Here is a 12,346-nt window from a genome sequence, read left to right as displayed (position 1 = left end):
TATTCCGTGATAGGCCAGGGAGAGGGGATCCCTTTGTCGCCGCGGTAGCGGTATCGGGTGGTGCTGAGGCTACCGAGGTCGAATAGGGACAGTTCCTCGCCGGATGGCCACCACCCGCCGCCGCAGTAGCGGCGGCGGAGATCCTTCCAGGTGATCCGGCGGTGCTTACGGCGCAGCCAGGCGATCACGCGCGTCCACGCGTAGTGGGCGACTGTCGGGGTACTCGTTGGAGTGCAGAGGTGAGTACGGCTGATCTTGCAGAGGTCAGCTGTCGTGGTGGGTGCCTTGTTCGTCACGGTGAGTTGTGTTTTGCAGGCGTAGGCGGGTGAGGCCGAGCATGTCGATGAGCCATCCGGGTCCGCCGGTGATGCCGCGGGCGCGGAGATGGATGTCGACCTCGTGGTGGGTCGCCGGCCCGGTGTTGGCGAGGAAGTCCTCGCAGATCTGAAGCAGGAGCTGCAGCAGGTCGTCGTGATGGGTGTGTTGTTGGTGGTCGCGGGGTCGTGCGGGATGGCCGGGGTGGGCATCAGGCGACGTTCTCGATGGCGGTGAGGCGGTTCTTGAGTCGGTAGCTGGGGCCGTTGATGGGGACGACGTCGCAGTGGTGTAGGAGCCGGTCGAGGATGGCGGTGGCCAGGACCTCGTCGTGCTGGTCAGCGCCGGTGACGGTGTCCGGCATTCCGATGCGACAGTTGCCTCGGGCTGCAGCTGTGGCGCGCCGGGAGCGAGAGCGGGCACCGCTACCAGTGGCTGGGGTTGGTGATCGTCCTGGCGTGTTCGCCGAGGAGGTCGGTATAGGTGTCGATGTCGATGGTGTCGTGGTGGCAGAGCTCGATGAGCCGCGTCAATCGATGGCCGATCTCCTCCGCGTCGAGGTCGAGGCGTTCGCACAGGTCATGGTGAGCGTCGACAAGCGGTTCGGTGATCTCCTCGGGTTCGGTGCGGGTGATGTGATAGGCGTCGCGGAGGTGTCCGGAGAGGTCGTCCCAGACGAGGATGGCTTCTTCGACGAGGTCGAGCATGGCGGTGGTGGCGGGCCGGGCGCAGAGAATCTCAATTTCGGCGGCCAACTGATGGGCGGCGGCTTCGACGTCGGAGATCTGCCACCTGCTGCCGGTGGTGGCATTGGAGGCGTCGCGGATGGCGGCGCGGGCGTCGTGCAGGCCAGTGTCATCGGTGGTGTTGAGGAGGCCGGCTTCGCCGAGTAGCTGGGTGGCGAAGAGGCGGTCCCGTAGGGCGTGTTCCGCGACGAGGTTTGCCAGTTGCCGAGGGGAGAGCCGCCGCACGGCTTCGAGATAGTGGGCGTGTTCGGGCACAGCCGGGGCGGCGCCGGGTGGGGTCGCGGCGCCTGAGAAGGCGGTGCCAGCGTCGAATGCGGTGAGTGCGGTGGCGACGGCGTGGGTGCAGAAGTCGTCGCCGACGGTTCCGCAGTCGCAGTCGGTGGTGAAGAGGCCGTCGACGATGCCGATCCAGGGTTGGAAGACGCCGTCGTGGCTGTGGACGACGGCTTGGACGCCGCCGTCAGCCGGTTCGAGTTCGCCGACGCTGCCGTTACTCAGCAGCCGTGCCGCGGCCTCGGCCACCGTGGTGGGGACGGATTTCCGGAACGCGTCGATGTCGATGCGGACTGCCACGGGCGGGCATCCTACCGGCCAGGGTGGAGGCGGGCGACGTCGAGCTTGGCCAGGAACGACGGCCGGCGCTGGTGCTGTCCACGCAACTCATCCAGATACCTGGCGAACTGGTCGGTTTCGCCGGTGGCCGCGTACGCGTCACGCAGATGGCGGAGCAGCGTGATGGCGGTGTCGTAGCGGCGCTTGTCATGTGAGTCCAACAGGTGGGCGTTGACGAGTGCCCGGTAGGGCTCGCGCACGTCGGCCGGATGGCCCTGTTGCCGACGGTGCAGGAGTTCGACGCGTTGCCGGGTGGGCAACTCGTCCAGGCGTGCGAGCCCAGTGTGCCAGGCCTCATCGTCACGGCCGGTATGGTGCAGCGCGTCGATCAGATGGGACAGGTAGCCGGGCTGCTGGGCGACGCGGTCGCGTACCACGGTCAGCGCCCACTCGGTGTGGGTTCCGTCGCGGTCGGTCTCGGCCACCGTCGCCAGCAGTGGCCGGAGGTTGTCGATGGTCGGCTGCTTGTCGAACGCAGCCCGACGCTCGGCCGCCGCGGCGCGCGGTTCGCCGGTCTCGATCAGCAACCCCACCAGCAGGTCACGCAGGCGCGCGGATTGGTGGCCGCTGGGGTGTTCGGCGAGTCCGCGTCGGGCCCAGTCGATTGCGTCGGCGGGTCGTCCCGCCTCGGCCAGCACCCGTACGACGCGCTCGTACTGGTCGGCGCTTACCAGGTGCTCGGCCAGCACGGCCACGTACCGGTCCACGTCGCCGGAGACCTCGGCGAGCTGCTCGCGTAGGTGCCGTACCGCCCACTGCTGGTGCCAGTTGTCCGGATCCGCAACCGCGGCACGCTGCTCGACCAAGCGCGTCACCTCGGCCAGGCCTTTCGCCCCGAGAGCCGGCACCCACTCGCGCAGGATCACGTCTGGCCAGCCAGGGCCGTCGCAGACGAGCCGGACCAGCCACGCGGCCAGGCCAGCGGGTCGTGGCGGTGCGGCCCGGCAGGCCCGGGCGTAGAGCTCCATCAGATAGGCGAGGTCGTTGCCGAGGACTCCGGAGGAGCTGTCCATGTACATCAAGGCGGTCGTCATCCGATCGACTGCCTTGCGCAGCATCGGCACCGCGACCGCCGCGTCACCCGCCTCGATCAGCCGGGCGCAGCGGTCCGCGACCCCACGCGCCGCCTGCGAGTAGGCCTGCCGGCCGCGTACGGGTCACGACGGCGATCCCGCCGCAACCGGTCCACCAGCACAGTCAGCTCATTCTCGTTCCCTGCGCTCACCGGGTACATCACACCAGAACGCCCGCGAGGACCTAGGGCAGGTCGGCGGTGAGTTCTTCGCGCCATTACGCGAAGCTTTTGCGCATTTCGCTGATGTGGGCGGGGCGGGCGCCGTAGGCGGCGAAACGTCGGTCCGGGTAGCGCTCCAGCATGCCGAACAGGTCCGCCAGGATGGGCCGGTCGAATCCCGCGTCGGATTTTTCGGCCAGCTCGCACAGCCGTGTCCGGGTGTAGCGGTCTGTCATGAGGGCCGCATCGATGTCCAGGAAGTCGCGGGGCTCGGCGCGCGTGTACAGGGCGGACATCTTGCCCGCGACGACGTCGTCGGCGTGCAGCACCGGCCCGACGTCCATCATCACCGGCGGCAACGCGCGCCAGTTGGCCGCCAGTTCGACCTTGTACGGGTGCTCAGGTTGAGCGGGATCGGTGACCGCGAGCCGGGCGAAGGTGTCGAACTGCTGCGTCACCTCGACGGAATACCCACCGGCGCGGTAGCCGTCGACCACCGCGGCCACTGCTGCGGTGAACTCCCCACGCCGCTCCCACGCCGTGAACAGGTCGACGTCCTCGCTCGGCCGGTCCAGGATGCCGTGGGCCTGTACGGCGTAGCCACCGGCCAACGCGAACCCGTAGCGGGCAGCGACCCGCAATCCCATCTCGGCCAAGCGGAGGTGAACTTGATCCACTGCTACCCGGCCAGCGTCTGCGGCGGCATGCTCAGCTCGGGAAAGCGAGCCTGCCACAACGCCCGCAGCCGGGCCGGGAGCCACAAGCTGGGCCACAAACGGCGCAAAGTCGGGCCGTGCAACCACCGGCGCAAGTCGTCGACCGAATTAGCCTGGTTCAGCATCGTCTGGTACATCAGCTGCAGATCACCGGCGTCGTCCAGGTCATAGGTGCTGTCGCCGGACCAGTCCAGCCACCGATCGAGCGTCACCACACCGCGAACCGGACCGCGCAGGTCGGACAGGGTGGCGGCGACCACAAAGTGCCGCTGGTCCACATACCGTGACCAGATCGTACGTCTGAGCGGCGTCGCCGGCTGGCACGACATCGACCTGCCGGCCTCTGATCTCCCAGGATCAGCCCGCGGCCTGATGATCATCGCTGGAAAGGACGAACACACGCGTGCCGATCCGCACTAAACGCGGGTCAGGGTGCCGCCGCCCGCGGGGTTCGAAGTTCTCGCGCCCGGACGTCGGCGGCCTCCGATCGACCATGCCGGGCCGCAGTCCGCTTGTGCCCGAGCCGACGGGGCGGACGGACCGGGTGGCGCTGGGCACTGCCCACCTTGCGGGAGGATACGCTCGCGGCTGCCCGGGCCGGATGTCGTGGAGGTGACCTTGGCGCGGCTGCTGCTGACCGAGGACGAGGAGTCCGTGCGCGTGGCGGTGGGTACACGGTTGTTCGTCCAGGCACGGGCCCACCTCAATCGCGGCGAGCTGGTCGACGTGCACTGGGATCCGCAGGCCGGGCACGCTCGTGCCCGGCTCCGTGGCGACCCGTCCGGCACGGTGACCGCCATCGCGTCTACCGATCCGAGTGGCGACATCACGGCGGTGCGGGGATCGTGTCGCTGCGGTGAAGATCCGGGCTGCGCCCATCCGGCCGCGTTGATCCTCGCCGTCCTGTCGGCCCGAGGTGTGCCCTGCCCGCGGGCCGTGGCGCCACCGCCGGCGTGGGAGACCGCGCTGTCCCCTCTGGTCGGTACGGCGCCCGAGCCTTCCGCCGCTTTGGAGTCGGACCGGGCCGGCGTCGGGCTGCAGTTCGATCTCGTCGCGGCTGCCGGGCAGGCCGGTGCGGAATCGTCGTGGCGGATCGCCCTGCGCCCTGTGGTGCCAGGTCGCAGCGGGTGGGTGCGGTCGGGGATCTCCTGGTCGAATCTCAGTTACGCCTGGTATGGGCAGCCCAGGCGGGTGGAGCGGCACTGGCAGCTCCTCAAGGAGATCCTGGCGCTGTCCACGGCGGCCGAGGACCGGCACTACTACAGCGGCTACCAGCAGACGGTCTACCTGGACGCGTTCGCGAGCCGGCGGATCTGGGACCTGCTCAGCGAGGCTCAGGAGACCGGGTTGCCGATGGTGCAGGCCGGAAAGACCGCCGGGCGGGTCGTCGTGTGCCGGGAACCGGCACGGGTGTCAATACGGGTCGACCGGACCATTGACGGCCTGCTACTCGTACCAACCTTGCTGGCCGACGGCATGCTGGTCGCCCCGAATTCGTCCCTGCTGGTGGGCCAGCCGGTCCACGGCGTCGCCTGGTGGGGCGTGCGGGGCCAGGATGCCCCGCGGCCAAGGGACAGGGTGCTGCGGCTCGCGCCGCTGGCGCGGCCGCTGGAGCCGGGCTTCATCGCCATGCTGACAAAGCCGGCGATCCAGGTTCCCGCCGACGACGAGGCACGGTTCTTCGAGCAGTACTATCCGAGTCTGTTACGGCAGGCGGAAGTGGTCGCGGTGGATCCGTCGGTGCGGTTGCCCGATCTCGGGGCGGCTGCGTTGACGTTGACGGTGAGCCGCATGGCCGGGCATCGGCTCTCGCTGAGATGGGAGTGGGTGCTGCCGGTCGGTGACCGCCTTCATCGGGAGCCGCTGTGGGCGCCCGCACCCGTCGCCCACGCCGCCGACCGGGAGAAGGTGGTGCGGCGGGTGACCGAAATGGTCGCCGACCCGGCGCTGGGCCTGCTGGAGTCAACGCCTGCGGGGCCTCAGCTGGCGGCCATCGCCGACGTGGCCGGCGACAGGATGATCCGGTTCCTGAACGACATCCTGCCCCGGCTGACCGACATCGACGGCGTTGATATCGTCACGCAGCTCGACGACGCGGGCCCCGCCTACCAGGAGACGCTGCACGCCCCGGTCATCACGTTCGTCAGCGCAGACACCAGCGGGCAGCCGGACTGGTACGACCTGTCGGTACAGGTGACGGTCGGCGGTGAGCAGGTGCCGTTCGACGAGCTCTTCGTCGCGCTCGCGGCAGATCAGCAGTACCTCATCCTGCCCAGCGGCACGTACTTCAGCCTCGACCGTGCCGAGTTCCGCCAGCTGCGCGACCTGATCGCCGAGTCCCGCGCGCTGGACGACCCGCCGCCCGGGGTGCTGCGGGTCGGGCGCTTCCAGGCCGGGCTGTGGCAGGAGTTGGCCGAGCTCGGCGAGGTTACCGGCCAGGCCGCCGCCTGGCAGGAGGCGGTGCGCTCACTGTCCGGCGCGGGCAACCGCGTCGAGCATCGGATCCCATCGGGGCTGAAGGTCACGCTACGGCCGTACCAGCAGGACGGGTTCCGGTGGCTGGCCGCCCTGCATGAACACCGACTCGGCGGGGTCCTCGCCGACGACATGGGCCTGGGCAAGACCCTGCAGGCATTGGCCCTGATTTGTCACGTCCGGGAGACCGACGGTCCACGGGCGCCGTTCGTGGTGGTCGCCCCTGCCAGCGTCGTGCACAACTGGGCGAGCGAAGCGAGCGGGTTCGCACCGGACCTCGTGGTCGCCACCATCACCCAGACCCGCGCGCGTCGCAACGCGACCCTCGTTGACGCGGTCCACGGTGCGGATCTGGTGGTCACCTCCTACACCCTGTTCCGACTTGAGTTCGATGACTACGAGGCCATCGACTGGGCCGGGCTGATCCTCGACGAGGCCCAGTTCGTCAAGAACCCCCACTCGCAGGGTTACCGCTGCGCGAAGAAACTCCCGGCACCGTTCAAGCTCGCCATCACCGGCACGCCGATGGAGAACAACCTCCTCGAACTGTGGTCGCTGTTGTCCATCACCGCGCCTGGCCTGTTCCCCCGCGCGGACCGGTTCGCTGATCACTACCGCAATCCGATCGAGAAGGCCCACGACGCGGAACGGCTCGCCCAGCTACGACGGCGGATCCGGCCGCTGATGCTGCGCCGCCGCAAAGCCGACGTGGCCGCCGACCTGCCGGACAAGCAGGAACAGGTCATCGAGCTGGATCTCAACCCGAAACATCGCAAGGTGTACCAGACCTACCTGCAGCGGGAGCGGCAGAAGGTGCTCGGTCTGCTCGGCGACCTGCAGCAGCACCGGTTCGAGATCTTCCGGTCACTGACCCTGCTGCGCCAGGCCAGCCTCGACGTCGCTCTGGTCGACCCGAAACACCGTGCTGTGCCGTCAACGAAACTGGACGTGCTGGCCGATCAGGTCAACGATCTCGTCGCCGAAGGCCACCGGACTCTGGTGTTCAGCCAGTTCACCCGCTTCCTGGACGCCGCCCGGGAGCGGTTGGAGGCAGCGGGCATCCGCTGCTGCTACCTCGACGGGGCCACCCGTGACCGGGCAACGGTGCTCGCCAAGTTCAAGAACGGTACGGCACCGGTGTTCCTGATCAGCCTCAAGGCCGGTGGTTTCGGGCTGAACCTGACCGAGGCCGACTACTGCATCCTGCTCGACCCCTGGTGGAACCCTGCCACAGAGGCGCAGGCCGTGGACCGCGTGCACCGCATCGGGCAGACCCGCAACGTGATGGTGTACCGGCTGGTAGCCAAGGACACGATCGAGGAGAAAGTGATGGCGCTCAAGGCCCGCAAGGCCGAACTGTTCGGAAGTGTCCTCGACGGCGGGGATTTCGCCTCCGCGCAGCTGACCGCCGCCGACATTCGAGACCTGCTCGAGTAGTGCACCTCGTGGCAGCCCTCACGCCGCTCCCGGCGGGCCAAGCGGGGTGAGGGCCGCAGCGAGCAGTGATGATGACCACCCCGGCCAGCGGCTGCTTCTCCACAGCGCCCGTTGACTGCTATGGAATTAAGGCATGAGCACCCATGCTGCTGCTGCGTATGGGTGCCGCGAATTTGTGCACGTCTCCCCTCGGACACCAGTCTTCGTGTGGGATCACGGGACCACCGCGTGGGCTCCCGATGAGGACACCCCGTAGCATCCGTGCACAGATCGACGATCGCGACTCTCAGCGCGACGCGCTGAGGCCGCGCGAACGGCTGCGGCGGTTACCATGACGGCCGCCCGGCAACCGCCCCGCCGACGCCTCGACGAGCAACTCATCGGCGCGGTCATCCCCACCCCGCTTCCTCGCTCGGCACCGCCACCGGCTCCGATGCCGGCGCTGCCCGCAGCCGTCCCACCTGCGCGGGAACCGGTCGACGACCTCGTCTTCGACGTGGCCCGCCCGGACGCCGACGGCCGGGTGGCCGCCCGAGCGCTGCTGCGGGCGCTGCGCTGGCCGCCCGGTCATCGCCTCCACATTGACGTCACCCGCGGCCTTCTTCTCATCCGGGACCCCGATCGCACCGGTGACGACGACATCACCTGACCGAGGCTGTCTACCGGATCAGTGGGGATTGCGGAAGGCTGTTGACCATGACGAGCAGCGTGAACGCCGCGGATGCCGGTACCGGTACGCCCGACCGGCGCTGGCTGACCCGGGGCGTGGGCGGCATCGGGGCAGCCAGCCTGCTCGCCGACGTGGGTCACGAGGTACCGACCGCGTTGCTGCCGAGCCTGCTCACCTCCACGCTTGGCGCCCCCGCTGCCGCGCTCGGCGTGATCGAGGGCGTCTCTGACGCGCTGGCGGGTAGTGCCCGTTTCGCCGGAGGGGCGCTCGCTGACGACCCGGACCGGCGGCGGCGCATCGCGGTCGGCGGCTACACCACCACGGCGATGCTGGCCGGCCTCACCGGTGCCGCGACCAGCGTGGGGCAGGTCGCGGTGCTGCGAGCAGGAGCATGGGCCGCCCGAGGACTGCGGGTGCCGGCACGCAACGCACTGCTCGCCGACGTCGTGCACCCCTCGGCCTACGGCCGCGCCTACGGTTTCGAGAGGATGATGGACAACCTCGGCGCGGTGTTCGGGCCGATGCTCGCGTTGGGTTTGGTCGCCGCCGTCGGTGTGCGCTGGGCCATCGGCTTGTCCGTCATTCCCGGATTGCTCGCTGCCGGCGCGATCGTCTACGCCATCCGGCATACCGCCCGCCCGGCCGCGCGGGCGAGGGTGCCGCTGCGGTTCCGGGTCCGGCCGCTGCTGCGTGGCGAACTCGGCCGGCTGATGGCCGCGGTTACCGCCTTCGAGGTCGGCAACGTCGCCGCCACCCTGCTGATCCTGCGCGCCACCGAGCTACTCACCCCCGCACACGGTGTGACCGCCGCGACCAGCCTCGCGCTGGTCCTCTACATCCTCTACGACCTCGCCGCGACCGGCGCATCGCTGCCTGCCGGGCGCGCCGCCGACCGGCTCGGCGCCCGAGGCGCGATCTGGGTCCTCGCTACCGGCGTTGCGCTGTTCCTGGCCGCGTACCTCGGGTTCACCATCGACACCGCGAACCTGGCGCTGCTCGCGCTGCCGTTCGCCGCCGCCGGCATCGCGATCGGCTGCGTGGAGACGGCCGAACACGCCGCGGTCGCTGCGCTCGCCCCGGCACAGCTTCGCGGGTCGGCGTTCGGGCTACTCGCCACTGTCCAGGCCGGCGGCAACCTTGCTGCAAGCTCGGTCGCCGGCATCCTATGGACCGCCGCCTCACCGACCTTCGCGTTCGGCTACCTGGCCGCCTGGATGCTGATCGCCCTCATCGGTCTGGTCACCGCCGGACGCCGTTCAACCCACGACAGTCCGTAGGGGCATCAGACCGCTGCGCGAAACGGGGGACCAGACGCTCCCGTCGACTTTGATCGTGCCGGGCGTAGGCGTCCGATCGGCCACGGGTCGTTCCTCCGACGGCGTTGGCCCGGTGCCCGGTCGGGCACCGGGCCCGGGTGATTGCTGGCGGTGAATACCTGGCTCGCTGGGTGTTCGGGGCGGACTCGTGTTCCTCGCGGCTTCGTGGTACTGGGGCGGCTACCCCGAGTGGGGCCGCCTACCGGCCGGCGGGGACGTCGGGGCCGTCATGACCCAACGTCGAGTTCCTCTCCGCCGGTCCGGCGGAGGTGGCCTGGAGCAGGGGCCGCAGCGGGGTGCGGGCGATGGTGACCAGGAGTTGCGCGAGCGCAACCCGCAACATGGGCAGCGTCAGCAGGATGCCGACTGTGGCGCCGATGAGCAGGCCGCCGAGGACGTCGGTCGGATAGTGGACGCCGACGTAGACCCGGGCGAACGCCAACAACACCGCTAGCACGGCAGCGACGGTTCCCCAGCGACGGTGTACCACCAGCAGCCCGCCGACGAACGCGCCGGCGATCATCGCGTGGTCGGACGGGAATGAGCTGTCGGCGGAGTGCGGCAGGAGCAGCAGGACGTGGGGCAACGCCACGAACGGACGGGGCCGGTCGACCAGCGGTCCGATGATCTGATTGAGTATCAGCGCGATCACGCTCGCCGTGCCGGTGAGGATCACCCCGGCCACGCACCGCAGGTCCCCGCGGTGCCGTGCCGAGAGCCAGCAGTACGCCCACACCAGCGTCAGTGCCACCAGACCGCCCCACAGGGCATAGGCCGCCATGAAACTGTGCGCCCAGGTGGTCGAGCCTGCGAGATGGTTGATGTTCCCGAAAAGGTTGCGGTCCCAGTCCACGGTGTCGTCCTTCAGGTAGGTGACCGGTCGGCGGCAGGCCGCCCTTCTACTACGCCAGGACGTAGCAGCCAGAATGGTACTACGTTCATTCGTAGTAGATTACTCGGGTGGAGGATGGCGCGAGGGCCGATGCCACGATGTGTCCTGTGCCGCGATCCCAGGCTCACCGGGCTGTCACCGGCAGAGGCAATATCCGACGCGGCGCGCCTGCTGCAATACGGTGGTCGCTCCCGCCAATGGGAGAACGGCGAGTCTGGCCCCGCCTCCACATCTGGGTCGCGGACACGGCGCCACGTTCGGGGGTGCCGTGCCCAGCCGAAGGAAGCCCCCGACCCGCACGCGCGCCCCAGCCGTCACCCACCTGGAGTGGTACTACCCTCTAACGTAGTAGTTACTCGAAGGGGAAGCTCATGGCGGGTACGGACGGCAGCAGTTCGGGCATCGACCGCCGGGCACGCGGCGACCTCAAGCAGGAGGTTCTGCACGCCCTGCTCGCTTCCGACACCCCGATGACGCCGGGCGCCGTACGTGACGCCATCGATCCCGACCTCGCCTACACCACGGTGATGACGGTCCTGGCCCGCCTCTGTGATCAGGGGCTGGTGGCACGCCGACGGGCCGGCCGCGCCTTCGCTTACACCGCCGTGGCCGACCAGGCCGAGGTGACCGCCCGGCAGATGCACCGCCTGCTGGAAACCGGCGACGACCGGGCCACGGTCCTCAGCCGGTTCCTCGGCGTGCTCAGCGACGACGACGAACGCACCCTGATCGAGCTGATCGGCCGCATCGACGAGGGCGGCACCCGGTGAGGGCCGCCATGGCCATCGCCATCGCCGTGTCGCTGCTCGTCGCTGCCGTCGGCCCGGGTCTGGGTCGCCGCCTGCCACCTGCGGCCGGCACCCGGCTGCTCGTGGCGGCCAGCGTCCTCGTCGCCGGCTGCAGCGTGTTCGTCACCGGCGTCATGGCGTTCACCTGGATCGGCCAGCTGCCGCCGGTGGCCGCGTTCGGCGGCTGGTCGGCGGTCGCCCTGCGCTCGACCAGCCCGATTCCCGCCCGGCTGGCAGCCGCCAGCACCGTCCTGCTGGTGCCAGTGGCCGGCTGGTGGCTGACCGTGGCGTCGCGCCGCTGCGTCGCGCTGATCACCGCCTACCGCGCCTGCCGCCACGTCACCGGCGCGGGCGCCCTCGTCGTCGTCGACGACCACCGGCCGGACGCGTTCACCACTCCGCAGCCGGCCGGGCGGATCGTGATCACCACCGGCCTGCTGAACGCCCTCGCCGCCGGCGAACGGCAGGTCGTGCTCGCCCACGAAACGTCCCACCTGCGGCACCGGCACGCCTGGTGGCTGCTGGTGGCCGACCTGGCCGCGGCCGCCAACCCGCTGCTACGCCCAACCGCCCGCGCCGCCGCCCGCTGCGCGGAGCGGTGGGCCGACGAGGATGCCGCCACCGCCGTCGGCGACCGCCGCCTGGCCGCCCGGACCCTGGCCCGCGTCGCCCTGCTGACCCGCAACCGCGACCTCGCCGACCGGTTCGCCCTCGCCGCCACCGGCGGCGACGTACCCGACCGGGTCCGCGCACTGCTCGCCCCACCCCCACCGGCACGTCCAGCCAGCATCGCTGCCCTGACGGCACTGCTGGTGGTGATGTCAGCGGCGACCGTCATGGTCCAGCACCGCGGCGAGCAGCTGTTCGAACACGCCGAGGCACCCGCGGTGGCCGCCGCCGGTCACGCCCGTTAGCGACCCCGCTGCTGGGCCCGAACCTGGTGCCAGCCCCGCCGAAACTGGCTTCGACGAAGGGGAGATCGGTGAGGATGTCGCCGAACAGGGCCAGGTTGTGAAACGACGCCCAGCGGGGCGCGCAGCGGCGGGAGGAAGTTATGACGATCTTCTCTGTCAGAAGCCGAGGAGGAACAGGACGCCGGCGGCGACGAGGCCGGTCTCGACCAGGGTGACGAAGAGCCGGTCGGT

At 69.9% G+C, this 12,346-nt stretch carries 11 protein-coding genes and 1 pseudogene; 5 read left to right on the top strand and 7 right to left on the bottom strand.

Translation table 11 applies throughout. The annotated features are described in order from the left end of the window. The 6 genes and pseudogenes from EFE23_RS29175 to EFE23_RS25430 form a co-directional block, all read right to left on the bottom strand. A pseudogene (locus tag EFE23_RS29175) lies at positions 1–188 on the bottom strand (group II intron reverse transcriptase/maturase); the annotation flags it as partial. Between the two features lie 338 nt (positions 189–526). After that, a complete protein-coding gene (locus EFE23_RS25450; protein WP_373684041.1) occupies positions 527–679 on the bottom strand; it encodes an ATP-binding protein in 153 nt (50 codons plus the stop codon). 61 nt (positions 680–740) lie between these two features. After that, positions 741–1,634 (bottom strand): hypothetical protein, encoded by an 894-nt coding sequence (locus EFE23_RS29170; protein WP_233601141.1) that lies wholly within the window; start codon positions 1,632–1,634, stop codon positions 741–743. Between the two features lie 11 nt (positions 1,635–1,645). Further along, complete coding sequence (locus EFE23_RS25440) at positions 1,646–2,731, bottom strand: DUF6880 family protein (RefSeq protein ID WP_369410330.1); 1,086 nt, start codon at positions 2,729–2,731, stop codon at positions 1,646–1,648. 232 nt (positions 2,732–2,963) lie between these two features. Beyond that, the gene (locus tag EFE23_RS25435; protein WP_123243441.1) at positions 2,964–3,584 is read right to left on the bottom strand and encodes a nucleotidyl transferase AbiEii/AbiGii toxin family protein; all 621 of its coding nucleotides are present in this window, start codon (positions 3,582–3,584) and stop codon (positions 2,964–2,966) included. Positions 3,585–3,586: 2 nt separating this feature from the next. Beyond that, entirely contained in the window at positions 3,587–3,901 is a 315-nt protein-coding gene (locus EFE23_RS25430) for a hypothetical protein (protein WP_233601140.1), read from the bottom strand. A 340-nt stretch (positions 3,902–4,241) separates the two neighbouring features. Here EFE23_RS25430 and EFE23_RS25425 point away from each other — a divergent pair, with 340 nt between their 5' ends. From EFE23_RS25425 to EFE23_RS25415, 3 genes are all read left to right on the top strand, one after another. Further along, positions 4,242–7,535: a DEAD/DEAH box helicase gene (locus EFE23_RS25425; protein WP_148058528.1), complete on the top strand. Its 3,294-nt coding sequence runs from the start codon at positions 4,242–4,244 to the stop codon at positions 7,533–7,535. Positions 7,536–7,866: 331 nt separating this feature from the next. Then, positions 7,867–8,184, top strand: a complete 318-nt coding sequence (locus tag EFE23_RS25420) for a hypothetical protein (protein WP_123243439.1) — start codon at positions 7,867–7,869, stop codon at positions 8,182–8,184. A gap of 47 nt (positions 8,185–8,231) precedes the next feature. Then, on the top strand, positions 8,232–9,482 hold the full coding sequence (locus EFE23_RS25415; protein ID WP_123243438.1) for an MFS transporter: 1,251 nt from the start codon (positions 8,232–8,234) through the stop codon (positions 9,480–9,482). 238 nt (positions 9,483–9,720) lie between these two features. On the opposite strand, the gene EFE23_RS25410 is transcribed toward EFE23_RS25415, so the two are convergent. After that, positions 9,721–10,374 (bottom strand): phosphatase PAP2 family protein, encoded by a 654-nt coding sequence (locus tag EFE23_RS25410; RefSeq protein WP_158675921.1) that lies wholly within the window; start codon positions 10,372–10,374, stop codon positions 9,721–9,723. Between the two features lie 410 nt (positions 10,375–10,784). Here EFE23_RS25410 and EFE23_RS25405 point away from each other — a divergent pair, with 410 nt between their 5' ends. Together EFE23_RS25405 and EFE23_RS25400 are read left to right on the top strand one after the other, a co-directional pair. Next, positions 10,785–11,183 carry a BlaI/MecI/CopY family transcriptional regulator gene (locus tag EFE23_RS25405; RefSeq protein ID WP_123243436.1) on the top strand — a complete coding sequence of 133 codons (399 nt, stop codon included), beginning with the start codon at positions 10,785–10,787 and terminating at the stop codon, positions 11,181–11,183. Positions 11,184–11,191: 8 nt separating this feature from the next. Further along, complete coding sequence (locus EFE23_RS25400; protein ID WP_123243435.1) at positions 11,192–12,115, top strand: M48 family metalloprotease; 924 nt, start codon at positions 11,192–11,194, stop codon at positions 12,113–12,115. The last annotated feature ends 231 nt before the right edge of the window (positions 12,116–12,346 follow it).

This window comes from Micromonospora solifontis (assembly GCF_003725545.1).
GTDB classification, from domain to species: Bacteria; Actinomycetota; Actinomycetes; order Mycobacteriales; family Micromonosporaceae; genus Micromonospora; species Micromonospora solifontis.
This window is presented reverse-complemented; position numbering and strand designations above follow the sequence as displayed.

Bases quoted from the DNA above. Each gene is read 5' to 3' on its own strand.
- EFE23_RS25450 (WP_373684041.1), bottom strand. From the start codon at position 679: ATGCCGGACACCGTCACCGGCGCTGACCAGCACGACGAGGTCCTGGCC.
- EFE23_RS25440 (WP_369410330.1), bottom strand. From the start codon at position 2,731: ATGCTGCGCAAGGCAGTCGATCGGATGACGACCGCCTTGATGTACATG.
- EFE23_RS25420 (WP_123243439.1), top strand. From the start codon at position 7,867: ATGACGGCCGCCCGGCAACCGCCCCGCCGACGCCTCGACGAGCAACTC.
- EFE23_RS25415 (WP_123243438.1), top strand. From the start codon at position 8,232: ATGACGAGCAGCGTGAACGCCGCGGATGCCGGTACCGGTACGCCCGAC.
- EFE23_RS25405 (WP_123243436.1), top strand. From the start codon at position 10,785: ATGGCGGGTACGGACGGCAGCAGTTCGGGCATCGACCGCCGGGCACGC.
- EFE23_RS25400 (WP_123243435.1), top strand. From the start codon at position 11,192: ATGGCCATCGCCATCGCCGTGTCGCTGCTCGTCGCTGCCGTCGGCCCG.